Below are 26,048 nucleotides of genomic sequence, written 5' to 3' on the forward strand. Positions count from 1 at the left end.
AAGTGCCAGTTGAAATAAACTTATTTACTCCAGATTGACTTTTTATTAGCTGAAAACAATTGGCAAAATAGTATGATTAAACTAACAAAAAGATAGCAAGCAAAAATGATTATCATCCATTGCGACATTTCAATAGTTAAGAACGACCAAATTTTTTCTGAACAAGAACCATAAGCATTAAACATGCTTGGTAACCATTCATTTAATGGTAACCAAGAAGGGAATTGGACATTAATTGCACAGGTATCACTTAAATCCGGTTCGAACTGCAAATGGGCATGAAAAGTTGCTAATTCAAACCCCTTAAAAGCGCTAAATAGCCAGATTAATATGCCAGCTAGTCTAAATATTAATTTTTTGGGGTTGATAAGTCCAACGATGCTGCCAAACATAATACCGTAAATTGCACAGCGCTGATAAATACATAAAGTACAAGGAGCTAGGCCTAAACCATGTTGAAAATAGAGAGCGGTCAATTCAAAAATAGCGGTGGAAAGAAACAATAAAAACCAAGCAAATCTTCCTCGAGAGTATTGGTTGAGTAAATACAACATACTATTTTATTCCTCCATATTCCGCTATAATCATTTTATATTAAGGTTATTAAAATTAACCAATCTTATTCTTATTACCATTAGTGTAGTTTATTTTTAAGTAATGTAAAACGACTTTTATTTATTAAGGGTGGATTAATCTTTTCTTATGGACTCAAACGTTCAACAAACAAAATTACAAGTCTCATTTGTCACAATCACTGAAGAAAATGTGACACAACGAATTGACAACTTTTTAATAACATACCTTAAGGGTGTGCCTAAAAGTATGATTTATCGCATACTTAGAAAAGGGGAAGTGCGTGTCAACAAAAAGCGGATTAAGCCAGAATATAAATTAGCTGTTGGTGATGAAGTTCGAATTCCACCTATTCGTATTTCAGAAAAAACAGTTCCTGAAATTTCAAAAAAACTGAATAAAGTTGCTGATTTAGAAAAATCAATTATTTATGAAGATGATGTGATTCTTGCGATTAATAAACCATCTGGCATTGCCGTACATGGTGGAAGTGGCTTAAGTTTTGGCGTTATTGAAGGATTAAGAGCATTAAGACCTGAAGCCAAATTTTTAGAATTAGTACATCGTATCGATCGTGAAACATCTGGTGTTTTACTTATTGCTAAGAAACGTTCTGCACTAAAAGCATTACATGAACAACTTCGTTTAAAACAGATGCAAAAAAATTATTTAGCTTTAGTGAAAGGTAATTGGCCTTCTGAATGTAAAGTTGTACAAGCACCACTATTAAAAAATGTACTCAAAAGTGGTGAACGTGTGGTTAAGGTAAATGCAGAAGGTAAGCCATCTGAAACACGATTCAAAGTGGAAGAACGCTTTGGTTTTGCAACATTAATAAAAGCTAGTCCCGTAACTGGACGAACGCATCAAATTCGTGTACACACTCAATATGTTAATCATCCAATAGCATTTGATGATCGTTACGGAGATAGCCAATTTGATGAATTATTAGCTAAAAGCAAACTTAATCGATTATTTTTACATGCAGCTAATGTGAAATTTATTCATCCAAAAACTTTACAAGAGATGCAATTACATGCCCCGATGGATAATATATTGCAAAACTGTTTAATCCAGATTAGAAATGATAAATATCAACAATGATTTAAATGAGAAGGTAATCAACAATAATGAAAGATCTTAATTTATATTTAATTAGACATGGTCAAACCGAATGGAATATTAAAGATCAAATGCAAGGATCGAAAAATTCGCCTTTGACAGAAAATGGTGTTTTAGGCGCTCAAATCACTGGAAAGCATCTGAAAAATATACCTTTTATACAAGCCTACTCAAGCCCACAACAACGGGCTAAAGAGACTCGAGATTATATCATTCATGAAAATGACAATGTCATTCCGACTTTTGAACTTGATAATCTAAGAGAAATGGATTTTGGTCTTTGGGAAGGCAAACATGTCCCTTCATTAAAAAAAGAAATACCTGAATTCACGACTTATTTAACCGATCCTGAAAACTTTGACTCATCTATTAACCAAGGTGAAAACTATCTTGATATACTTTCTCGAATGAAAGAAGCTTTAAATGTTATCGTAAAAAATGCACCGCAAGATGAAGGCAATATTTTAGTTGTATCACATGGTACGGTTTTAAGAATATTACTTTGTGTTTTAAATGGTGGAGATTGGCGTAGACATCGTGATGAAGATTATTTCCCACGAGTGTTAAATACCAGTATAAGTGTAGTTAACTATAAGCAAACTGATGATAAGCCTGAGGGGGAATTTTCAGTTAAGTTTTATAATAATGTCGATCATTTAAACAATTAATTACCGTTAATTTTGTCATGTATACTCGGCTAATTAAGTTATTAGCCGAGTAATATTCAGACTACCTTCTGCTATAAGCAGCGTAACGTTTTTGTAATTGTTTCAATTGATTAATTCTTGCGTCAATTTTTGAAATTAATGTTTGATTACCTTTAGCTTGAGCTCTAGCATTGGTTAACAATTGAATTGCTTCAGGGAAACGTCCTTCAAGCGCGATTGATTCAGCCCTTGCACTCATTTCTTGAGCTCTCGATTTTATTCCCCCATAAGCGGTAACCAGTAAATCCCAACCATTAGTATCATCATTGTGATCAAATGTATAACGATGCAATAAACTCACCGCTTGCTGATATTGGCCATCTTTTATATAAGCATTAGCAAGATTTAATTGTAATACAGCATTATCCGGTGATCGTTTTAAGGCAGATTGTAAACGAGCTATGGCTTCTTTATTATTATTACTTTCTAAATTGATATCTGTCATTAAATCAATATACCAAATATTATCTGGATCATTATCTAATAACGGTTGCAATTGAATTTTTGCTTGAACAAGATTTTTACTTTTGTAATTACTTAGTGCGACGGCATAGGTTAGCGCCTTTTTACCCTGATCGGTATTCAATTTGCGATAATTATCAAGTAATAGTTTAGCGGTATTATTATTTCCCATAAGTATTGCTATTCGGGCCTTAGCTAAATAATAACTTAATGAGGAAGGTACATTTTTTTTAGAATATTGCAAAGAGCGATTGCGCATATCCGATAAACGGCTATTCGGTAATGGGTGAGTCATTAAAATTTCAGGCGGTTTACTACTGAAGCGACTTTGATCAGCCAGTTTTTGTAAAAATTCAGAAGATGCATGAGGATCAAATCCGGCTTTCGCTATGGTCCTAAGCCCAACTCTATCGGCTTCTTGTTCATTTGATTGAGTAAAACTAATCATACTCTGTGTCGAACTTGCCATGGTGGTTGTCATTGCCGCCATACCCGCTTCTGGATTAGCTAATGTTAATAGTAATGAACCTAAGGCTCCTCCCCAAACATAAGGACTATTTTTATTTTGAGCCTCCATAGCGCGAGCTAAATGGCGTTGAGTAACATGCCCAATTTCGTGAGCCATAACCGAAGCTAATTGGCTTTCATTATCAGTATCCATAATTATTCTTGAATGAATGACAACATTACCGCCAAAAAAAGCAAAGGCATTGAGCACATTACTTTTCATTATATAAAAATGGAAAGGGGTTTGAACTGATTCAGATTTAGAAACTAATTTTTTTCCTAAATTATTAATATATTGATTTAAGACAGGGTCATTGGCTATAGGAGCACTGCCTCGTAACAATCGCACATAATAATCACCCATCTCTTTTTCTTGTCCGATGCTTAATGTGGTTGCAGCTGCGGTTCCCATCTCAGGTAGTGTTATATTATCTGCTGCATAAACAATATGTGTATTTTGTAAGAATAGTGATGTTGATAGTACCAATGCGATTGCTTTTTTTAACATATTTATGACTCATAAAAAAATTTGATTATGAAACATTTTAGCTTAAAAAAAAGACAATATCACTTTGAATTTTTTATCAAATTGAGCTATTTATTTGATAAAGACTATTTAGTTTATTAAATTAAATAATGAAATTATTCAAATACAGCATGGCGAATATATTCTACATCAACGTTTTCAATGTATTTTCGTATGTTAGGATAAACATTGTAGTGATGACCAAATTCAGTTTGCATTAACTCATTAATTGCTTGAGATTTAGTCCAATTCTCAAAAACCAAACGGTACATAGCAATAGTGACGCCGGTACGATCACTGCCTTGCCAACAATGGATTAATATCGGTTTAGGAGAGGTATGAATCGCTTTCATTACTTGGATCATTTTCTCATCAGTAATATCACCTGCCCGCATTCGAATCCAAACTTCTGATATCTGTGCATTTTCGACTAACTCTCGATCGCTGTGAAATAGCCGTAAATTTATAATAGTTTTAAAGCCAAGTTTATCAAGCTGCGCTATCTGCTCTACACTGGGTTGCTCAGAGCGATAGACATCATTAGAAACTTGATAAAAATTATCGGGGAGATGTAAAGAATTGATATTAGATTGGCAACCACTAATGATAAAGCACAAGTAACACAATAAGAAAATATTAGTTATTTTGGATATTTTATTACAGGCCATTTGTGCTCCAATATTAAAATCTAATTCTTAAATTTATTGTTGACGTTTTTTAATAAATTCAACGATATCATCAACTTTAACTAATTCTTTATCGCCACCCGCACGATGTTTGTATTCCACTTCACCATTATCAAGGTTACGTTCACCAATAACGATAGTATGAGGAATACCAATAAGTTCGGCATCTGCAAACATAACACCAGGACGCTCTTTACGATCATCAAATAATACTTCAATACCCAGAGCTTGGAGATCGGCATAAAGTTTTTCAGCAGTGGCTTGTACTTTTTCTGATTTATGCATATTCATTGGAATAATGACAACACTAAATGGTGCAATCGCTTCTGGCCAAATAATCCCTCGATCGTCATGGCATTGTTCAATTGCAGCTGCAACAATTCGGCTAACCCCAATGCCATAACAGCCCATGATCATCACATGGTTTTGTCCATCTTCACCTTGGACAGTTGCTTTCATTGCTTCTGAATACTTAGTACCAAGTTGGAAAATATGCCCAACTTCAATACCACGTTTAATTTGTAATGTCCCTTTACCATCTGGGCTAATATCGCCTTCAACCACATTACGAATATCTTCAATGCGAGGTAAAGCGACATCTCTTTCCCAATTGATATTGAAATAATGTTTATGATCAATATTGGCGCCAGCACTAAAATCACTCATTACTGCCACATCACGGTCAATGATGATTGGCATATTAAGGTTTACTGGTCCTAAAGAGCCAGGTCCTGCATTCACTACCGCGCGAATTTCTTCTTCAGTTGCAAATTCAAGCGGTGATGCCACAATATCAATTTTTTCCACTTTGATTTCATTCAACGTGTGATCACCACGGACTAATAAAGCTACAAGTTGGTGCCCACTCTCTTTAGTCGCCTTGACCATGAGTGTTTTAACTGTTTTTTCAATCGGTAAATTGAATTGTGCAACTAATTCATCAATTGTTTTGGCATCAGGTGTATCAACCAGTTCCATTGCCTTAGTTGGTGCTGATCGGCTTTGCGTTGGTGCTAATGCTTGTGCCATCTCAATATTAGCAGCGTAATCAGATTCAGTTGAAAAGACGATATCATCTTCACCACTATCGGCTAATACTTGGAACTCATGCGACCAGTTGCCACCAATAGAACCCGTATCAGCACGCACAGCTCTAAAATTTAAGCCAGCACGAGTAAATACCGCACTGTAAGCCTTATACATATCATCATAGGTTTCTTGTAAAGATTCTTGTGAAGTATGAAACGAATAAGCATCTTTCATAATAAATTCACGCGAACGCATTACCCCAAATCGTGGACGGACTTCGTCGCGGAATTTGGTTTGAATTTGATAAACATTAAGCGGTAATTGTTTATAGGAACTGACTTCATTACGAAGTAAGTCAGTGATCACTTCCTCATGGGTTGGACCTAATACAAAATCACGGTCACCACGGTCTTTGATACGTAATAGCTCTGGACCATATTGTTCCCAACGACCACTCTCTTGCCAAATATCAGCAGGTTGCACAACTGGCATTAACACTTCAATTGCCCCTGCTTTGTTCATCTCTTCCCGAACAATATTTTCAACTTTTTTAAGTACACGATAGCCAGTAGGTAGCCAAGTATATAATCCTGCGGCAACTTTACGGATCATGCCGGCACGTAACATTAATTGATGGCTTATCACTTCAGCATCAGCGGGTGTCTCTTTTAATGTAGATAGAAGATATTTACTGGTTCGCATAAATTTATCCTGAAAAAAATAATGTACTAATAATATACTAAAATGTGAGCTAGTTTAGCAGTACCTAACGTAACACTAAAGTAATTTTATTGGTTATTGTTGTTATGAGTAAAAATATAGAGTAAATTTAGATAATTATAAGATTAGAAAAATAATAAGGTTGAATATTTTTGAAATTTTTATCTCGTATTGCTCTTATTTTGTTCTGCATGATTCTACTTTACTATCCATTCAAAATCGCCAAATACCATTTAATGGATATGAGTTATGATGAAATTTCAAATGTCGGTTGGCGCTTTGATACTTGCAAAACTAAAGATGATGATTTAGTAAGCAGTGCTGATTGCCCGTGTGGTGGATTAATCGAACCGGATGATGATGTTTACATTAACAACGACGGATACATGTACTTTGGTAATAAACTCTATGGTAAGGTGACTTTGATAGAAAAACCAAGTTATTTTCAAATGGATCTTTTGACGGGGGGATTTTTAAAAATTGAACATATAGATACAGGGTTCATTTGTTACTACGACTCTGTTATGGATTAAAATAACGGGTATTATAAAATTGTTACTATGATTCTATATAATCATTTTGACATGTTTTTAAACCAAAATTAGGTGTCAAAAACCCCGCTCCTCAACTTTTTTTTAATTTATTTAAGGATAAAAATTTAATCTCAATTATTAGCTTGATTAGCTAATACTTATCACCATAATATAGCATTATATAAGTCATTTTTTATTCATAACTACGTGCATGTCAAAGATTATAAAAGGGATAAAATGGGTTCAGTTTTTGAGATATTTAAAATTGGTATAGGTCCTTCAAGTTCACATACAGTTGGTCCAATGCGAGCGGGTAAGGCGTTTATTGATCAACTGATTGATAATGGGCAAATGCCATTAGTGACAAAAATTGTGGCAGATGTTTATGGTTCTTTATCACTGACCGGCAAGGGGCATCATACTGATGTTGCAATTATTCTTGGATTATCTGGCGAAAAGCCTGATACCGTTAATATTGACCAAATTCCCCATTTTATTCAAACCATGAACCAATGTGGTAAATTACCGATATATAATGGTAAATACCAAATTGATTTTTCAAACGAAAGCATTATTTTTCATTCAACTTTTTTACCATTACATGAAAATGGTATGACGTTAAGCGCTTATCATGGTAATGAACTCATCGTCCAGAAAACCTATTATTCAGTGGGTGGAGGAAAAATTGTTGAAGAGGAGCAGTTTGGACAACAACAGCAGAATTCTGTTGATGTGCCTTATCCTTTTTCAACAGCAGCGCAATTATTGAAGCATTGTGATGATAATTCGTTGTCGGTATCGAGTATTGTGTTAAAAAATGAGTTACAACTGCATAGTTATGATGATGTTGTAAATTATTTTTCTTTAGTTGGACAAACAATGCTTGATTGTATTAAACGCGGCATGAATACTGAAGGATTATTACCTGGTGCACTTAAGGTTCCACGTCGAGCAAATGCACTTTATCGCCAATTATTGACTAGCAAAAATAATAATGATCCAATGATTATTATTGATTGGATAAATATGTTTGCGTTAGCAGTCAGTGAAGAAAATGCCGCAGGGGGAAGGGTAGTGACGGCTCCTACCAATGGCGCTTGCGGCATAATACCAGCCGTTCTTGCCTATTATGATAAGTTTATCGATCCGGTCTCGCCCGATATTTTTATTCGCTATTTTTTAACTTGTGGAGCCATTGGTTTACTTTATCAAAAAAATGCATCTATTTCAGGTGCTGAAGTTGGTTGTCAGGGTGAGGTCGGTGTTGCTTGTTCAATGGCGGCTGCTGGTCTGGCTGAATTGTTGGGGGGTAATCCTCAGCAAGTTTGTATGGCAGCCGAAATTGGTATGGAACATAATTTAGGTTTAACCTGTGATCCTGTTGATGGTCAAGTACAAGTTCCTTGTATTGAACGTAATGCGATTGCTGCAGTTAAAGCAATTAATGCGACACGCATGGCATTAAGACGCACTACCGCAGCTATCGTTTCGCTTGATAAGGTGATTGAAACTATGTACGAAACCGGAAAGGATATGAATGCAAAATACCGCGAGACTTCACGTGGTGGGTTAGCAATTACTGTTCACTGTAGTTAATAATGAAGAGCTAATTATGTGAGCTTTTTGCTGTACAATGTAAGTAATCACTCACCAAAGTTACTTTAGTGAGTGATAAATGTTAAGTTATAAGTCTTACCGAGTCACTGTTAAAACATTACCACTATTACTCGATGCCACTATTATCGGATTATAAATAAGAGTGGCATATTTAAGTATTACAACAATCTTTTTTGCATCTTTTAATATGCAGATGCATTTAGGAAAATTAATTATTTAGTGCGATTAATCGTTATGCATCTAATTCTTTTCTTAATTGTTGTTTTTTTAAGCTTTCTAAAATCTTGTTATGAATTCCACTAAAACCACCATTACTCATAATCAAAATGGCATCGGTTGGTTTGGCTGATTTTGTTATCATTTCAACTAATAAGTCAATATCAGCTGTCCAATAAGCCGGTTGGATACAGGCATCGACTACATCAGCAACTAACCAAGGTAGTTGTTCTGGTTGGAACATATATATTTCATCAGCGCGACCTAATGATGGAGCAAGTTCATCTTTTGAAATCCCTAACTTCATTGTGTTAGAACGAGGCTCTAATACTGCTAAAATTCGTCGATTTGCACCAATTTTGCTGCGTAATGCTTCTAATGTTGCTAAAATTGCCGTTGGATGATGAGCAAAATCATCATAAATTTCAATGTTATTGACCTCACCATATAGCTCCAAGCGTCTTTTAGCATTTAAAAATGATCCTAACGCTAAACAAGCATCTGCTGGATCTATACCAACATTGTGTGCAGCGGCAATTGCCATTAAGGCATTATGCATATTGTGTTCACCAACTAAAGAATAGTTAACTGTACCCATCTTTTTGTTGTTGTAATAAACATCAAACTGACTAGCATCATTAGCAATCTTTTTCGCTAACCAACCGTCTTCAGATTCGGTAAAAGATTGTTTACTCCAACAACCTTTTGCTAATACTTGTTTTAAATTGACATCTTCTTGAGGAGAAATTATCAATCCTTTACTTGGTACTAAACGAACTAGATGATGGAACTGTTTTTGGATAGAACTAAGATCATCAAAAATATCTGCATGATCGAACTCTAAATTATTCATAATCAGTGTTTTTGGACAATAATGCATGAATTTAGAGCGCTTATCAAAGAATGAACAGTCATACTCGTCTGCTTCAATAACAAAGAAGTTACCTTCACCTAATCTTGCTGATACTTCAAAATTACCCGGAACACCACCAATAACAAAACCCTGTTTATAGCCTTGTTTTTCTAAAATCCAGTTAACCATTCCAGCCGTTGTTGTTTTGCCGTGTGTACCTGCCACAGCAATAACCCAACGGTCTTTTAGTACATTATCATGTAACCATTGTGGTGCAGAGACGTAAGGAATGTTATTGTCCAAAATGTATTCAACACAAGGATTTCCTCTTGATAGGGCATTGCCAATGATAACTAGATCAGGAGTTGGTGTTAATTGTGATGGATCGTCTCCTTCAATAATATCAATATGCTCTTTTTGTAACAGCGTACTCATTGGTGGGTAAACATTTTTATCTGATCCTGTTACTTTGTGACCTAATGAACGAGCTATTAATGCAATACCGCCCATAAATGTGCCACAAATCCCAAGAATATGAATATGCATTTTTTGTCCTTAATGTTGTATAAAATGTACTAATGATAAAACTATTGTATTGCTAATTTTATTTTTATGATTAACTGATCTGATTTTACAGAATCTAGTAATTATAGTCGATCTTAATCGCTTATGCGATAGGCCAAATATGTCTTATCATTAATTTTAGGGTTTGATTTCCTCGAAACTCATTTACATCTAAGTGATAAACAATTTTTGCTTCTTTTATCGTTTGGTCTGGCCACTTTGTTAAATTAACATTAAAACAGATCCCTTCAATTATTGGTCCCCCATTTTTGGGTTCTAATACTAATTTAAGGTGTTTTTCAGCAAATATGCGTTGCTGATGAATAATAAATTCGCCATCAAATGTAGGTTCGATAAATCCTTCACCCCATGGACCAGAGTCTTTTAGTAGTTTTGCAATTGAATAATTAAAATCTCCGTTATTTATCTCGCCATCGGTTTCAATCGTTTGTTCAAGTACCTTCAAATCAAGTTGCTCAGTTATCACTGTTTCTAAAAGATCCCTAAATTTATCTAAATCTTTTTCTTGGATACTTAATCCAGCAGCCATGGCATGACCACCAAAGCTAACCAAAATATCTGGATATCTTTGATTCAATTCATAGAGTACATTTTGTAAGTGAATACCATCTATTGATCTTCCAGAACCTTTCAATAATCCATCTTCTGTCGAAGCGAAACATATCACAGGACGATAATATTTGTCTTTCAATCGTGCTGAGACTATACCAATAACACCTTGATGCCACTCAGGATGATGTACCACTATTGAATTAGGGAAAGAAGTTTTATGTATCTGTTCAACGTGGGATAAAGCTTCTTGATACATCGTTTGCTCAATTAATTTTCGATCACTATTAAGCGTATCAAGATCGGCTGCTTGATTGACTGCACTATCATAGTCTTCACATAGCAATAATTCTACGCTCAGAGACATATTATCCATTCGTCCAGCAGCATTTAGTCTTGGGGCTATATAATAAGCAAGATCTGTTGAGGTGAACGTAAGGGGATCTCGTCTGGAAATATTTAATAATGCTTTAATTCCTTCACAACAATAGCCTGCCCGGATACGGCTAACACCTTGATGGACTAGTATTCGGTTATTTAGGTCGAGTTTTACCACATCGGCAATAGTGCCAAGGGCAACTAAGTCTAATAAGCTAGCAATATTAAATTCTTCTAAATTATGTGTGGTGAACCAGTTTTCCTTGCGTAATTTTGACCGTAATGCCAGCATAAAATAAAAAGCTACACCAACACCTGCTAAATGTTTTGAAGGAAAAGTGCAATTTGGTAAATTAGGATTGATAATTGCATCCGCAGGAGGTAGTTTTTCTGGACATAAGTGGTGATCGGTAATAATGACGGTTAAATTCGACTGTTTTGCAAATTCAACCGCCTCAACAGCAGAAACACCGTTATCAACAGTAATAATAAGATCCGCTTTTTGTAAAATTGCTTTCTTTACGACGTTAATACTTAAGCCATATCCATCATCAAAACGATTTGGAATAATATAATCGACAAATTGACACCCCATTTTTTTTAACGCTTTTACCGTTAATGCGGTACTGGTTGCGCCATCGGTATCAAAGTCTCCAACAATCATTATTCGCTCATTGTTCTTCATTGCAGAATAAAGAATGTCAACAGCTTTATTGGTCCCATCTAGATTGTCGTAGTTACATAGATTACGAGTGGTATAGTCTAGTTCTTGCATAGACGTTATTCCGCGCAATGCATATACTCGCTGCAACAATAACGGAATGTCATTTGATAATTCTGGTAGCGTTTCGGGTAACTTACGATGTATTAATTTATCTGCTTTCATATGATGAATGTTAGCGCGTATGCGCTAACAATTTTTTGTATTCTATAATTTAAAGGTTATAAATTATACAGTACTAGTTATTAGATTTCTTTTTTAAAATTTCGATTAATTTATCAGCCGGAACGTAACCAGAGACAAGTTGTCCATCAGGTAATACTATTGCTGGTGTTCCACTAATACCTAGTTTTTTACCAACGTTAAATTGCTGTGTTACATAAGGGATCATGCTATTAGCAGGTGAAATTTTATTACCTTTATATGCATTTTCAAAAGCGGCTTTGCGATCAACTACACTCCAAATGGATTGCATATTTTTACCTACTTCACTATCTGCTCCTGCTCGTGGAAAAGCAAAATAGTGAACTGAGATGCCTGCATTTAAATATTGCTCAATATTTTCGTGTAATAATTTACAGTAGTGGCATGTGTAATCGGTAAAAACTGAGATAACATATTGTTCGTTTGGAGCTTGATAAACAATGGCATCTTTTTCAATTGATTTCATTAATTTTAAGTTATTGCTGTTGGCAATATTTACTGGTTCACTGCCTTCAAGATTATAGATTGGCCCTTGAGTTAAGAATTTACCATCATCAGTGACATAAAAGATACCATCAGGTGTGGTAACACTTTTTAGCCCTTGTATTGGGTTATTTTCGATTGTAATTTCTTTGCTAGAAAAACCTAACTTTTCCATTGTTTTTGTAATATCGGCGTTAGAGGCTAATACTGAAGTTGAGATCAATGCTAAACCTAAACTGATTACTAATTTTTTCATTCAATTATCCTTAGTTTATTGAACCGCTATGCGCGAGGATGATGTTTGCTGTGCAACTGTTTTAATCTTTCTGTTGCAACATGTGTATAAATCTGTGTAGTTGATAAACTACTATGCCCAAGTAACATTTGTACAACACGCAAATCGGCACCATGATTAAGTAAATGCGTTGCAAAAGCGTGTCTAAGTACATGAGGCGAAAGGGCTTCTATATTAATGCCCGTTAGTATGGCATAATATTTTATCCTATGCCAGAAAGTCTGTCGTGTCATTTTTTTACCCAATCGACTTGGAAAAAGAACATCAACAGGGCCATTTTTTAAAAGATCGTTGCGCGCATATTTGAAATAGTATTCAAGCCAATAAATAGCCTCTTCTCCCAAAGGAACTAAACGCTCTTTATTTCCTTTACCAACGACTCTAACTACTCCTTGTCTAAGGCTTACATCGCTAATCTCTAGATTCACTAACTCCGAAACGCGTAGCCCTGTTGCATAAAGCACTTCTAACATCGCTTTATCTCGCAATTCTATTGGATCATCAATACTTGGTGATTCAAGAAGAGCATCAACCTGTAATTCTGTTAGATCTTTGGGTAACTTTTTGGGTAATTTGGGTGATGATAATATAGCTGATGGATCATCCGTACGATAATTTTCTTGATATAAATATTGAAAAAAACGTTTAGTCGCACTAAGTAAACGAGCTGAACTACTTGCTTTATAACCATCTTTAACGCGTTGCAATAAAAATTCCTGCAAATTAATTGATTGAGCAGTGATGAAATTAACTTGCTGTGATTGCAGTGATTGGCTTAAAGCAAACAGGTCGAGTTTATAAGATTCGATAGTATTTTCAGAAAGATTTCGTTCCAACCAAATTGAGTCTAAAAATTGTTCAATTAATATTTTATTTTGTGATGATATCTCTTTATCAGACATTAAAAGCCAACTCTTTTTTCGACGATTTTTCCTATTATATACTAACTGCTAATAACTATTCACTTTAGTTTATGTTGGAAGAATCTTTTGTATCTTTTCTTTAGCCTACGATATACTGCACTATCAGTTATTTTTTATAATAAGTTATGCTGAAACGAAATATTAATCTTTTTATTGTGCTATATGCTTTTTTGGTAATAGGTCTTGAAACTTATATTTATTGGCATACACGACTTCGGCCTTGGCAACCAGGAACACCTATCGGGAGAATGGTTTTTTATTACAGTTTTTTTACCGTGTTGTCTAATCTCATGTTGGCATTTAGCTGTTTGTGGTTAGCCTTTAATCCAAACTGTAATCGATATTTATTTAAAGTGATTCGATTAAATGGTTTAGTTGGAGTAATTATAACGGCTATTGTCTATAATCTAATATTAAGAAGTATTCATAAACCACCGAGTACATTATTACAATTTACTAATGAGAGTTTACATGTCGTTTTACCTATTGCTGGCGTATTAAGTTGGTTAATATGGGGGCCATTTCGACGCATTCATTTCAAGATTATCGTTGGCTCGTTTTTGTCAATGCTAATTTATGGTATTTATATCTTCACAAGAGGTTATTTTACTAATCAATATCCCTATCCTTTTATTAATGTAGTGAAGGTTGGTTACGCTAAAGCGCTTTATTCCTCTGGATTGGTTTTTGTGCTGTTTTTAGTCTTGGCTTTTTTATTATGGGGCATTGATTGTTTTAGGAGACGAATATGAAATTATTTATTTATGAACACTGTCCTTTTTGTGTCCGCGCAAGAATGATTTTTGGCTTGAAAAATATTCCGGTTGAGCAGCATGTTTTTCTAAGTAATGATGCTAAATCACCAGAAAGCATGATTGGCGAAAAAATGGTACCCATCTTACAAAAAGAAGATGGTAGCTATATGCCAGAAAGTTTGGATATTGTTGCTTATATCGATAGCAATTATGGCGGTAGCCCTATTTTAACAGGACCTAAAAATCCAAAAATTGAAGCATTGATAAAACAACTTCAACAATATGACTATAAGTTAGAGTGTCCGCGTTATATCAAACTTGGTTTAGCTGAATTTGCTACTCAAGATGCTATTGATAATTTTGTCACAAATAAGAGCAAAAAGATGGGATCGTTTGATGAATGTCTTGCTCAGACTGATTCGTTAATCGCTAAGGTTGCTGATTTATTCACTCAACTTGAATCTTTAATTACTTCACCTAATGCATGTAATGGCTTATTATCTTGGGATGATATTTGTTTGTTTCCAGTATTACGCAATTTAACATGTGTTAAAGGACTTAAATTTCCAACTAAAATCAGAGAATATTTAGAATCCATGTCTGAAAAAAGTAAAGTAAATTTATTTTTTGATAAAGCTATCTAATTGGATATATTTGCAGGAGTATCAAAAAGTAATCAGCTAATTAATTGCTAATTATAAGAGTACAAGCAGGAAGAAAACTTGTACTCTTTTTTGTATTAAATCTTCGTTATAAATTTCAAAAAAATAATCAATTAATTGCTTAACACAGGATCAATAATTTCAATCTTATCTTTGCCACCATACACATCATACCAAGGTGTTGCGTATTGTTTTAAGATTTTGTTAAGGTGCTCAACATTTTCACGACCAGTTGTATCTAGCCAACGTTTTAAGCCATCTTTACCGCCGTTAGCATATGCTGCTACGCCTTCAAACCAAGTTGCACGACCGCCTAAAATACCACTGTATTTAGCGCCATGTTCGCCAGCAAAAATAAGCTCTTCATGGAAAGTTTTGGTTGGTACACCCGCACTTAAGTAGATAAATGGGCGTGTAGCAGCGTCACTTGCTTGTTTAAAATATTCAGCAGCTTGTTTTTGGGAATATACAACTGGATTATTGTCGTTAAATCCTTCAACATTTTTAAATAGAACTGGCACTTCTACTTTTAAGATATCGATGTAATAGTGATCTTTAGTAAATTCCTCAATAGTTTTGATCACTTTTTGAGGTTTGATTTTGGCAAATTCAGGGCTTTTATCATCAGTCACCACATTATCATAGACAATTGGTTCGACAAATACCGGAATATCAGCGGCTCTCGCTTCATTGCCTAAACGTTCTAAAAAGGCATGTTTTTTATCTAAGATATCTTGAGGATCATCCGGATTATAATAAACAAGGACTTTTGCTGCATCAGCACCTTTTTTCAATAAACGTTGCAGTGAATCTTCAGGCAAAATATCGGGTAAACGACCGGGAGTATTGGCATCATAACCAGTTTTTTCATAAGACATGATTAAGCCAGCATTTTTATTTTTAGCAGCCATACCTTTGAAACCAAGTTCTTCATCAAGCAAAATGGCACTAACATATTTGGTTAATTCCTGAGAAACAAGCTCTTTAAATTCATAAACCATGTCAATGTGATAACGCTCTTGACCAACGGCATTTTGCATCATTTTTACCATTGAACCACGCTGATCGATTGCTAATGCTGCAATTACGCCATCTTGGTTAGATAATTGTTGCATACGGTTGAATTTTCCTCGAGAAATGCGTTTTGTTGCCATTTTAGAACTCTCCATTTGTTAAGATTTTGTTATTGTAGGTATTTGTATGACTAACTATTAATCATTTAGTGCTAGTTTTGATTTTTGTTCACTTTTAGATATTTTCTTTTAAATAACAGTTAGTTCTTGTATAGTAGTACAATTTACTAGACTGATTGTAAACAATTATTTACAAGGATGATTATGCCAAATTCTGCAATTTCCAAAAATGTGAGAACATTAAATAATCAGGATTATAAAACCTTAGCGCTTTCAGCGTTAGGTGGCGCATTAGAGTTTTATGATTTTATTATTTTTGTCTTTTTTTCAATAACGATTAGCCATTTATTTTTTCCGACTAATATGCCTACATGGTTAAGTCAAGTTCAGACTTTTGGCATTTTTGCTGCCGGCTATTTGATTCGCCCTTTTGGTGGTATTGTGATGGCTCATTTTGGTGATATATTTGGCCGCAAAAGAATGTTTACACTTAGCATCCTATTAATGGCTTTACCAACATTATTTATTGGCTGTCTACCAACTTATGCCAATATCGGTATTTTTGCGCCATTATTACTGTTAATGATGCGATTATGCCAAGGACTTGCCGTTGGTGGTGAAGTTCCTGGAGCATGGACATTTGTTGCCGAACATGTTCCTAAAAATAAAATAGGTCTAGCGTGTGGTATTTTAACTAGTGGATTAAGTTTAGGTATCCTGCTTGGTTCACTGGTATCGACAATAATGAGTAAAAGTATCTCGGTAGAACAAATGAATGAGTGGGGATGGCGAATTCCATTTATTATCGGCGGTATTTTCGGTTTAATCGCTATGTATCTACGTCGTTGGCTAAAAGAAACGCCGATTTTTCTTGAAATTCAAAAGCGTAAAAATCAAGAATTATCAAGAAAGTTGCCAGTAATTACTGTGATTACCCAATATTTACCCCAAACAATTTTATCGATGCTACTTACTTGGGTGTTGTCAGCGGGTATTATGGTGATAATGTTAATGACGCCAATTTTGTTACAAAAGCAATTTGGTTATTCAGCAATCGAAGCTTTGCAAGGGAATATATTAGCTATCATCGGACTGATTATCAGTTGTACATTTTACGGTATGATGATGGATAAGTTTTCGATGGGCAAAGTACTTGTTGTTGGTTGTATCGTGGCTGCTATCATGATTGCTATATTTTATCTATCACTCGATAATCCGAATCTTCTATTTATCACTTATTCATTAGCAGGTTTTAGTGTTGGAATTGTCGGTTCTTTTGCTTATTTTATGGTTAAAGTGTTTCCAACTCAGGTGCGTTATAGCGGTGTGTCGTTCTCATTTAATATGGCTTATGCCATAGCTGGTGGCTTAACGCCATTACTAATCTCATTTTTTAGTGATTTTGTGAGTAAAATGGCGCCCGCTATTTATGTTGTTGGATTATTTGTGTTAGGTGCATTGATTGGGCTATTTTTATTAATCAATAATAATAGCCAAAAATATATAGCAAAAGATATCTCTTAACATTTAATAGATAATAAAAAAAAGTTGAGGAGCGGGGTTTTTAAGTTCCTCAACAGTTATATTTAGCTTATTTTACTGCTTTTTCCCAGCTCAATAGTTCGAATGACTCCAGCTTTCACGCTTCGTTGTAACCCTGCTGCAAAATCACTATTATTTAGTTCATACAAACTATGTATTCCAACTCCGGCTGGCGAGTTATTAATATCAAGCAATTGTCTTGGATGTTTTTGACTTAATTGAAGCATTGAGGCTGCGCCGTGTAAATTTTCGATCGCAATACGTTTGGCCATATCTCGGGGCAATCCAACTAAAACTCCAGCATCAACTAACGATTCATAAAAATAATAAATATAATTCGGTCCTGCAACAGCATAGCCAGTAAAAATATCAAGCAGTGATTCGTCAATATATTCAAGTTTACCAAAACTTTTGAAGAATTGGGTGACGGACTTTTGTTTTGCAACAGCCTGATCATTCTCGTCGGTAGCAATACCTGAATAACCAAAACCTGTATCGGTAAGTGTATTTGGAATCGTTCTAATAACAGGAAGATCAACTTTTAAGGATTGTTTTATTTGGGCGATTGTGATCCCAGCGATAATTGAAATAATAATAGTATCTTTAACATCCAATTGTTGAACGATGTCACTCCATGCATCTTGAGGTCGAACCCCCAATACAATAATATCTGCATTGATGATTTTGCCAGTTGGAGTAACTCCATAAGTTGAATGTAAATAATCTAAGCGAGGTTTAACAATATCGTTTACTAATATATTTTGGGGTTCATATGCTTTATTTTTTATTAGCGCTCTAATAATCGCTTCAGACATATGGCCACTACCTATAAATAAAATTTTACTCATACTCATAGTTCCTATTTATAATTGGCTAAAAATCATAACTACACCATATGTTTCACTGGCAGGTACGATAATCGTATCATTTTGTAAATTGTATTTAATTTTTCCTTTTTCTAGTGCTTGTTGGGTTTGCGCTAATGATTTTGTTGTGAAGCCTAAAGCAACTTTACGATCTTGGTCGTTATTCGCTTTACTTACTGACGAGCCAAAAAGATGCTGTATTGCATTTGGTGTAAGGTAATCAATAATTTTATCTTCAGCTTTTAGACGTACGCCTCCGTCAATTTCGATAATGTTTGCTGAAGGGAAAGTTTTTTCAAGCAATTTAATTGAGGAACGGGGTTTTTGAGCTTCAATAATGACTTGATTAATATTTATTACACCATTTGGGTGCGTTTGCCACTCTTTACGCCAAACCAGTTCCGGAGTCAGTTGGTCGCAAAAAAAGATCTGTCCATTTGGTGTATAGGAAGGGTCTAATCTGACGGTTTTAAAACACGCCTCTGGTTTAGTGCCATCATTTAATTCGACAGGTCTAAAAAAGGATTTTGGACCGTCACCCTCAACTTTTATACCTTGGCTAACAAGTTGTTGATAAAGTTTGTTGGCATCTTTGGTTTTGAAAACCAACCCAGTTAGCCCGTCATCAAAACACCAACTTTTATCTACTTTACCCGCATTTTGAGGTTCAAAACCTAAAAGCTCAAGATATGTGGTCGTAAATATCGCTAAATTGTTACTTGTTCCTAGTGAATGGTGTCCTCTAGGGGTTGTTGTGAATCCCAGTTTTTGATATTGAGAATTTGCTTGATCGAGCTGATCTGATACGGTGATTACAACATGATCAATTTGTGGACTAAGTGTTGTCATTATATTCACTCCTTAAATATGAATAGCGGGAGACATATCAATTAATCGATGTGGATTCCATCCTTTACCAGGAACCGCATCAAGTAGATCTTTGGTATAAGATGCTGTCGGATTTAGAAAGACTTGTGATGCGATACCTTGCTCGACGATTTTTCCTGATTTCATTACAATAATATGATCACAAATTTGTGCAGCAACTCGCAGGTCATGGGTGATAAATAGAACCGTTAAATCCAGCTTTTTTTGTAATTGCGTTAATAGTTCAAGAACTTGTGCCTGAACTGAAACATCAAGCGCCGATACCGGTTCATCAGCAATCAATATTTTCGGCTCTAATGCTAATGCTCGAGCAAGGCCTATTCGTTGCCTTTGTCCTCCTGAAAATTCATGAGGATAACGGTTTAATGCCTCGCTTTCCAATCCCACCATGTTGAATAACGCTTTTGCTCTTTTGACTGCTTCGTGTTTGTTTGTTCCGTGAAGTATTGGTCCAATCGTAACTTGATCGCCGACTTTTCGACGTGGATTTAATGAGGCATAGGGATCTTGAAAGACCATCTGAATATGGCGTGAATATTGTTTAAGTTTTTTCCCTTTTAAATTGGCAATATCTACATCTTCAAAGTTGATTTGACCGCTGTCTATTTCTAATAATTTAATAATGCATCTGGCTAACGTTGATTTACCTGAGCCGCTTTCTCCCACAACGCCTAAAGTACTCCCTTTATGTAACTTAAAGCTAACATTATTAACCGCATAGGTTGTACGTCGGTTTTGCTTAAAAAAGCTATGGTTGTGATAGGTTTTTGATAGGTTGTTCACTTCAAGAATAATCTCTTTATTAATACGTTGAACATCTCCAGGAGTAAGGGGAGGGACAGCTGCTATTAACGCTTGTGTATAAGGATGTGTTGGCGAATTTAACACGTCACTCGCTAAGCCTTGCTCAACAAGTTTTCCTTTCTGCATAACCGCAATACGAGTTGCAATATCAGCAACTACACCAAAATCATGAGTAATGAATAATACAGCGGTACCTTTACGTGATTGTAGTTCACGTATCAATTTCAATATGCATGCTTGAGTTGTGACATCTAAAGCTGTTGTTGGTTCATCAGCAATCAAAATAGCGGGTTCTAATGCTAATGCCATAGCAATCATGGCTCGTTGACGCTGACCACCAGAAAGTTGATGTGGATAAGCTTTAGCAACAGACTGCGGATTGGGCATTTGCACATCCGTTAATAATTGGATAACTTTTTGGTTTATCTCTTGTTTAGTTAACTTAGTGTGGATAGTGAACATTTCACTAATTTGATTAGCGATGGTTTTTAATGGATTTAGCGCAGTCATCGGGTCTTGGAAAACCATACCAATATGCGCACCACGAATTTTACGCATTTGTTCATCATGGTAAGTGAGTAAGTTGTTTCCGTCGAAATCAATCTCACCTTGAGAAGCAATAATACCGTCAGGTAATAATCCCATGATTGCATTGGATAATAAAGATTTACCCGAACCACTTTCACCAACAATACATAGGATTTCGTTAGCATAAAGATTTAGTGATACATCATTAACCGCGTATTTCCGATCCGAACCATGAGGCAAATCTAGGGTTAAATTTTTAATTGATAGTCTTTTTTGATTCATCGTTTTTTTAACCTTGGATTGAGTGCATCATTTATTCCTTGTCCAACTAATGATGCAGATAAAACGGTTAGCAATATTGCAATGCCAGGAATAGCTGAAACATACCATTGTTGACGTAATACTAGTCGCCCATTACCGACCAGATTCCCCCATGATGAAATATTGGGATCGGAAAGGCTCAAAAAAGCTAGCGCACTTTCCATTAATATCGCGGTTGATAAAATAACACTGGCATACATAATTACTGGCGGTAATGCGTTTGGTAAAATCTCTTTAAACATGAGTCTAGTTGAGCTCATGCCTATGGTTTTTCCCGCCTGTACAAATTCACGAGTGCGTAATGATAAAAATTCTGCTCGAGTTAACCTTGCAACGGGTGGCCAAGAAACAACACCAATTGCAATCACCACAATATTGATTGTTGAACCAAATACCGCAACAGCAACGAGTAATAGTAAAAAGTTAGGTAAAATCTGGAATGCTTCTGTAAGGCGCATCAGTATGTCGTCAACCCATCTTCCGTAGAATCCTGAAATAGCACCAATAACCACACCAATAATAATTGCTATGAATGTTGAGATCAGTCCGATAATCAGTGATACTTTTGCACCATGAAAAAGCTGGGCAGCGATATTTCTTCCTGCCTGATCTGTTCCCAGGATAAATTTAGGATTTGTAAAAGGCCATTGTAAGGGGCGACCAGCTAAGCGAAGCGGATTGCCAGGAAAAAACCAATCTGCGCTTAATGCAATTATGATAATTAATAACAGTAAAATTGTACCAATTCTAGCAATTGGGCTACGGAAATAGTCTTTTAATATCGCCATCATTAATGTCCTGTAATGCGTGGATCGAGCTTTGCGTAAAGCATATCGACAATAAAATTAATAATGATAACGAGTATTGCTGAAACAAATACTACGCCAAGTAAAGTGTTTAGATCTCTTTGTACTACAGAATCATAGGCAAGTCGTCCTAATCCTGGAATAGCAAAAATGGTTTCAATAACCACCGAACCGCCTAACATGGTGCCTGCTTGTAGACCGATTAGTGTTATCATTGGTAACATGGCGTTACGTAGTATGTGATTAACCAGTATTTGGCGGCTACTTAATCCTTTTGCTTTAGCTGTTTTTACAAAGTCTAAGGTCGATACTTCAAGTAATGAAGCGCGCATAATGCGTAAATAGATTGCTAGATAAACTAAAGCTAGGGTGGTAGTTGGCAAGATTAAATACCATGCAATATCAAAAAATGCTGAAATACCCGTTAATGATTCGCCGATACTGCCAAACCCACTAGGTGGTAGCCAATTCAAATAAATTGAGAAGAAGACAATTCCCATGAGAGCTAACCAAAATGAAGGTGTTGAATAAAAAATAAGTCCCAATATTGAAATTAATGTATCTGGCCAACGATTCACTTTTTGAGCGGATAAAATGCCAAGGATTGTACCGAAGGTAAACGCTAAGAACATTGCGCAAACCATCAATAGTAATGTAGCCGGTAAACGTTCTAAGATCATATGGCTAACTGGCTTATTATATATTGCTGATTGCCCCAAATCTAAATGAACTAATCGCCATAAATAATTGATTAATCTTGAACTTGTTGATTGGTCAAGTTCATAATGATGACGCATTTCATCAATAACGCTTGACTCGGCACCACCAATTTGGGCAAGTAAAGCATCCACTGTATCGCCAGGCGCCAATTGCAATAATAAAAATAGCGCAATTAGTATGATAACCAGTGCTGGAATCGTGGTTAATAATCGTCTAAGTGCTAAAGTCAGTATATGCGTCATCATTTCACCTTAACTTAGTGTTCTATCCAAACATCAAACCAACTACTTGATGGCCAACGTGCTGTATTATGATGATTGTGTACTTTGTTATTAATCACTGAGATGAATTCACGTTCTGTTGCGAACCAGAGTGGTAGTTCAGTATTCACGACATCAACTAGTTGACCATAAAGTGCTTTACGTTTGACTGGATCTATTTCAGTTGCGGCACTATCGATTAATTGGTCGACAGCATCTGATTTCCAGCCATATTGATTTGTCCAAGGCGCTCCTTCAGGACTGCCAGAACGTAACCAAACAGTTGTCGATACTGCTGGATCGCCTCTATATTGGTGCCACCCTGTTGCAATATCAAAATCGTGGAGTTTATAAACGGCATTTAAAGCGCCAGCAGTGTCGAGATTAACGATAACCACATTAATGCCGACTTCAGCTAAAGATTGTTGGATAAATGTTGCAAAAAGTGGAACATCTTCACCATTATTAATATGGACTAATTTTAAGGTAAAACGAGTGCCGTCAGCTTTTCGTGGATAACCCGCTTCATCTAATAATTGTTCAGCTTTTTCTCTATCAAAAGGGTAAACAATTTTACTGTCTTTAGGGTAAAAAACGTTTGATGATGGAATAATACCTGTTGCAGGCTTACCAAATCCGTATAAAAAGTCATCGATGAAGAAAGGAATATCGAGTGATTGAACAATTGCTTTGCGAACGTTTAGGTTAGCAATGATCGGATTGCGGAAGTTAAATTCTAAAGTATTATTGAAAATATTTGCTTGAGAACCTTTTGTTAAAACTTCAAATTTTGAGTTTTGTTTGAATCGATTAATATCAGCAAGGCTTAATTTTGAGTATGCACTTAAATCAATTTGTCCACTTTCAAGTGCAGCTGATGCTGAAGAGTTATCGTTAATAATGCGCCAGATTATTTTATCTAAATAAGGATATCCTTTTCGCCAATAATCAGCATTGCGTTCAACAATAATATGTTGTCCTCGTTGATATTCAACGAACTTGAATGGCCCAGTCCCTACTGGTGCTGTGTTATAAGGATTATTTAATACATCGGTGCCTTCGTACAAATGTTTGGGAACAACATAGCCAAGATCAACTAAAGCTCTTAATAGTAAATCTAATGGCATTGGACGAGAATAATTGAATACCACTGTATGGTCATCAGGTGTATCGACAGAGGTTAAATTAAGTTGTAATGTAGTTGAGAAATTTAATCTTTTTTTCCAAAACTCTAGTGCATTATATTTCACATCTTGTGATGTAAATGGTTTACCGTCGTGCCATTTGACGCCTTCACGTAATTTAAATGTTATTGTTTTTCCATCCGGTGAGGAAGTCCATGATGTAGCAAGAACAGGAACAATTTGGCCATCTGCATCGAGATCAACTAATGATTCAACTACTTTTCCTGATACTTCATATACACCCGTTGATGCACGTAAAGCAGGGTTTAGAACCCTTTGTTCTCCAGAATAATGGACAACTAGTGTTCCACCTCGTTGTGGTGTTTTTTCATCCGCCACCGAATAAAATGGCAACAAAATTGACAGTAGTCCTATAATAAATATCTGTTTAATATTGAATAATTTCATGTATGCTCCTTGTTGTCACCATATTTTCGGTATTTATAACAATGAAAATTTTTAGGATTTAACTATAAAAATTTTTAGTAAAGTTGAGAAATGCCGATATCGCATATTTATATTACTTTTAGTTATATATTTACTCGCGAGGCTAACTTGTAGAATTTTTATGATCACCAGTTTTTTTAGATGTTTAGGGTAAATATCGCATATACACAATAAATTAAAAATAATTCTCATTTTTATTGATAATTGTGAAATAGCGCATATTTTTTCTAAATAAATAGGCTAAAATAAAAGCAGTTATGTTTTTAAATTGTAATTATCTAGGAGAAACAAATGAAAGCTGCAGTTATTAGACAAGAGTGCGATGGTCAAGTTGAAATTAAAGATATTCCTGTACGTCCTTTAGAAGCGGGGGAAGCTTTAGTTGAGGTTGAATATTGTGGACTTTGTCATACCGATCTTCATGTTGCAGCTGGAGATTTCGGTAAAAAACCTGGTCGTGTAATTGGTCATGAAGGTGTCGGTATCGTGACTAAAATTGCGCCTGATGTAAAAAGCTTGAAAGTTGGTGATCGTGTCAGTATTGCATGGTTCCATGCAGGTTGTGGTACTTGTGAATATTGTATTTCCGGTAACGAAACATTTTGTCGTAGTGCATTAAATTCTGGTTATACTGTTGATGGCGGTATGGCTGAGCAATGTATTGTTAAAGCTGATTATGCGGTAAAAGTCCCTGATGGATTAGATCCAGCTCAAGCAACAAGTGTAACTTGTGCGGGGGTTACCACTTATAAAGGAATTAAGGTAGCTGATACTAAACCAGGTCAATGGCTCGCAGTATTTGGAATTGGTGGCCTTGGAACGTTGGCTATTGAATATGGTAAGAATGTTTTTAATAACAAAGTTGTTGCTATTAGTAACAGTGATAGCCAGTTAGAATTGTGTAAAAAACTTGGCGCTGATTTAGTTGTTAATCCTAAAAAGGTGGAAGATGTTGGTGCCTATATTAAAGAGCATACAGGTGGTGGTGTTCATGGTGCAGTTGTGACTTCAGTTACTAAAACTGCATTTAATCAGGCTATAGGTTCTGTTCGTCCATTAGGTCGTGTTGTTGCATTAGGTCTCCCTTCTGAAACAATGGATTTAAGTATTCCTAAGACAGTTTTAGATGGTATTCAAGTTTTAGGTTCGCTAGTTGGTACACGTGAAGATTTAGCCGAAGCATTTCGTTTTAGTGCTGAAGGTAAAGTTGTGCCAATAGTTGAAAAACGCCCATTTGAAGATATCAATAATATGATTGATGAAATGAAAGCGGGTAAAATTCGTGGTCGTATGGTTATCGATATGAAAATGAAGAAAAAATAATCATTATCATTATCATTGAATTGTTAAAAGTCAGCTTTATGCTGACTTTTTTATTAAACAGAATGTTAACTATTTTATAACTTGTATGACTTTTTTTAGATTAAGAATAATCTTTCTTGT

23 protein-coding genes are annotated in these 26,048 nt (G+C 35.4%); 8 read left to right on the forward strand and 15 right to left on the reverse strand.

Annotated features, from left to right (window positions below):
- Positions 1–20 precede the first annotated feature (20 nt).
- Positions 21–554, reverse strand: a complete 534-nt coding sequence (dsbB, locus tag J3U16_RS00255) for a disulfide bond formation protein DsbB (protein ID WP_065735035.1) — start codon at positions 552–554, stop codon at positions 21–23.
- 148 nt (positions 555–702) lie between these two features.
- On the opposite strand from dsbB, the gene rluC reads away from it, so the two are divergent.
- Positions 703–1,677 carry a 23S rRNA pseudouridine(955/2504/2580) synthase RluC gene (gene rluC, locus J3U16_RS00260; RefSeq protein WP_267337703.1) on the forward strand — a complete coding sequence of 325 codons (975 nt, stop codon included), beginning with the start codon at positions 703–705 and terminating at the stop codon, positions 1,675–1,677.
- A gap of 26 nt (positions 1,678–1,703) precedes the next feature.
- Complete coding sequence (locus tag J3U16_RS00265) at positions 1,704–2,363, forward strand: histidine phosphatase family protein (protein ID WP_220225580.1); 660 nt, start codon at positions 1,704–1,706, stop codon at positions 2,361–2,363.
- Positions 2,364–2,424: 61 nt separating this feature from the next.
- Here J3U16_RS00265 and J3U16_RS00270 read toward each other — a convergent pair whose 3' ends face one another.
- The 3 genes from J3U16_RS00270 to proS form a co-directional block, all read right to left on the reverse strand.
- Complete coding sequence (locus tag J3U16_RS00270; protein WP_267342312.1) at positions 2,425–3,879, reverse strand: M48 family metalloprotease; 1,455 nt, start codon at positions 3,877–3,879, stop codon at positions 2,425–2,427.
- A 134-nt stretch (positions 3,880–4,013) separates the two neighbouring features.
- The gene (locus J3U16_RS00275) at positions 4,014–4,565 is read right to left on the reverse strand and encodes a tyrosine-protein phosphatase (protein WP_065735038.1); all 552 of its coding nucleotides are present in this window, start codon (positions 4,563–4,565) and stop codon (positions 4,014–4,016) included.
- A 33-nt stretch (positions 4,566–4,598) separates the two neighbouring features.
- Positions 4,599–6,314, reverse strand: coding sequence for a proline--tRNA ligase (proS, locus tag J3U16_RS00280; RefSeq protein WP_267342314.1), 1,716 nt, complete (start codon positions 6,312–6,314; stop codon positions 4,599–4,601).
- 170 nt (positions 6,315–6,484) lie between these two features.
- Between proS and J3U16_RS00285 the strand changes: the two genes are divergently transcribed.
- Both J3U16_RS00285 and J3U16_RS00290 read left to right on the forward strand, forming a co-directional pair.
- A complete protein-coding gene (locus tag J3U16_RS00285; protein WP_065562022.1) occupies positions 6,485–6,865 on the forward strand; it encodes a hypothetical protein in 381 nt (126 codons plus the stop codon).
- Positions 6,866–7,102: 237 nt separating this feature from the next.
- Positions 7,103–8,461 carry an L-serine ammonia-lyase gene (locus J3U16_RS00290; RefSeq protein ID WP_267330952.1) on the forward strand — a complete coding sequence of 453 codons (1,359 nt, stop codon included), beginning with the start codon at positions 7,103–7,105 and terminating at the stop codon, positions 8,459–8,461.
- Between the two features lie 253 nt (positions 8,462–8,714).
- Here the strand turns inward: J3U16_RS00290 and mpl are convergent, their stop codons facing one another.
- From mpl to xerD, 4 genes are all read right to left on the reverse strand, one after another.
- Positions 8,715–10,097: a UDP-N-acetylmuramate:L-alanyl-gamma-D-glutamyl-meso-diaminopimelate ligase gene (gene mpl, locus J3U16_RS00295; protein WP_267342316.1), complete on the reverse strand. Its 1,383-nt coding sequence runs from the start codon at positions 10,095–10,097 to the stop codon at positions 8,715–8,717.
- Between the two features lie 121 nt (positions 10,098–10,218).
- Positions 10,219–11,949, reverse strand: coding sequence for a single-stranded-DNA-specific exonuclease RecJ (gene recJ / locus J3U16_RS00300; RefSeq protein WP_267332346.1), 1,731 nt, complete (start codon positions 11,947–11,949; stop codon positions 10,219–10,221).
- Between the two features lie 73 nt (positions 11,950–12,022).
- Positions 12,023–12,727, reverse strand: a complete 705-nt coding sequence (dsbC, locus tag J3U16_RS00305) for a bifunctional protein-disulfide isomerase/oxidoreductase DsbC (protein WP_065735043.1) — start codon at positions 12,725–12,727, stop codon at positions 12,023–12,025.
- 26 nt (positions 12,728–12,753) lie between these two features.
- Positions 12,754–13,668 (reverse strand): site-specific tyrosine recombinase XerD, encoded by a 915-nt coding sequence (gene xerD, locus J3U16_RS00310; RefSeq protein ID WP_065562027.1) that lies wholly within the window; start codon positions 13,666–13,668, stop codon positions 12,754–12,756.
- Positions 13,669–13,814: 146 nt separating this feature from the next.
- Here xerD and J3U16_RS00315 point away from each other — a divergent pair, with 146 nt between their 5' ends.
- Together J3U16_RS00315 and grxB are read left to right on the forward strand one after the other, a co-directional pair.
- Complete coding sequence (locus J3U16_RS00315; RefSeq protein ID WP_267332345.1) at positions 13,815–14,441, forward strand: Pr6Pr family membrane protein; 627 nt, start codon at positions 13,815–13,817, stop codon at positions 14,439–14,441.
- Positions 14,438–15,088 carry a glutaredoxin 2 gene (gene grxB, locus J3U16_RS00320; RefSeq protein WP_267342317.1) on the forward strand — a complete coding sequence of 217 codons (651 nt, stop codon included), beginning with the start codon at positions 14,438–14,440 and terminating at the stop codon, positions 15,086–15,088. Before J3U16_RS00315 ends, grxB begins: the two co-directional genes overlap by 4 nt.
- Before the next feature lie 131 nt (positions 15,089–15,219).
- Here grxB and J3U16_RS00325 read toward each other — a convergent pair whose 3' ends face one another.
- Positions 15,220–16,260, reverse strand: coding sequence for a tagatose 1,6-diphosphate aldolase (locus tag J3U16_RS00325; RefSeq protein ID WP_065735046.1), 1,041 nt, complete (start codon positions 16,258–16,260; stop codon positions 15,220–15,222).
- A 183-nt stretch (positions 16,261–16,443) separates the two neighbouring features.
- Here J3U16_RS00325 and J3U16_RS00330 point away from each other — a divergent pair, with 183 nt between their 5' ends.
- Positions 16,444–17,763 (forward strand): MFS transporter, encoded by a 1,320-nt coding sequence (locus J3U16_RS00330; protein ID WP_267339209.1) that lies wholly within the window; start codon positions 16,444–16,446, stop codon positions 17,761–17,763.
- 62 nt (positions 17,764–17,825) lie between these two features.
- On the opposite strand, the gene J3U16_RS00335 is transcribed toward J3U16_RS00330, so the two are convergent.
- From J3U16_RS00335 to J3U16_RS00360, 6 genes are read right to left on the reverse strand one after another with little or no spacing between them, the layout of a single operon-like run.
- Positions 17,826–18,629: a pyrroline-5-carboxylate reductase family protein gene (locus tag J3U16_RS00335; protein WP_267342318.1), complete on the reverse strand. Its 804-nt coding sequence runs from the start codon at positions 18,627–18,629 to the stop codon at positions 17,826–17,828.
- Between the two features lie 15 nt (positions 18,630–18,644).
- Positions 18,645–19,496, reverse strand: coding sequence for a VOC family protein (locus J3U16_RS00340; RefSeq protein WP_267342319.1), 852 nt, complete (start codon positions 19,494–19,496; stop codon positions 18,645–18,647).
- Between the two features lie 12 nt (positions 19,497–19,508).
- Positions 19,509–21,149, reverse strand: coding sequence for an ABC transporter ATP-binding protein (locus J3U16_RS00345; protein ID WP_267342321.1), 1,641 nt, complete (start codon positions 21,147–21,149; stop codon positions 19,509–19,511).
- The gene (locus tag J3U16_RS00350; protein WP_267332338.1) at positions 21,146–21,976 is read right to left on the reverse strand and encodes an ABC transporter permease; all 831 of its coding nucleotides are present in this window, start codon (positions 21,974–21,976) and stop codon (positions 21,146–21,148) included. Before J3U16_RS00350 ends, J3U16_RS00345 begins: the two co-directional genes overlap by 4 nt.
- A 2-nt stretch (positions 21,977–21,978) precedes the next feature.
- On the reverse strand, positions 21,979–22,956 hold the full coding sequence (locus J3U16_RS00355) for an ABC transporter permease (protein WP_267342322.1): 978 nt from the start codon (positions 22,954–22,956) through the stop codon (positions 21,979–21,981).
- 14 nt (positions 22,957–22,970) lie between these two features.
- Entirely contained in the window at positions 22,971–24,566 is a 1,596-nt protein-coding gene (locus tag J3U16_RS00360; protein WP_267342324.1) for an ABC transporter substrate-binding protein, read from the reverse strand.
- A gap of 330 nt (positions 24,567–24,896) precedes the next feature.
- Between J3U16_RS00360 and adhP the strand changes: the two genes are divergently transcribed.
- On the forward strand, positions 24,897–25,928 hold the full coding sequence (gene adhP / locus J3U16_RS00365; protein ID WP_065735054.1) for an alcohol dehydrogenase AdhP: 1,032 nt from the start codon (positions 24,897–24,899) through the stop codon (positions 25,926–25,928).
- Positions 25,929–26,048: the final 120 nt, after the last annotated feature.

The organism is Gilliamella sp. B3023, assembly GCF_026536845.1.
Taxonomy (GTDB): Bacteria; Pseudomonadota; Gammaproteobacteria; order Enterobacterales; family Orbaceae; genus Gilliamella; species Gilliamella apicola_E.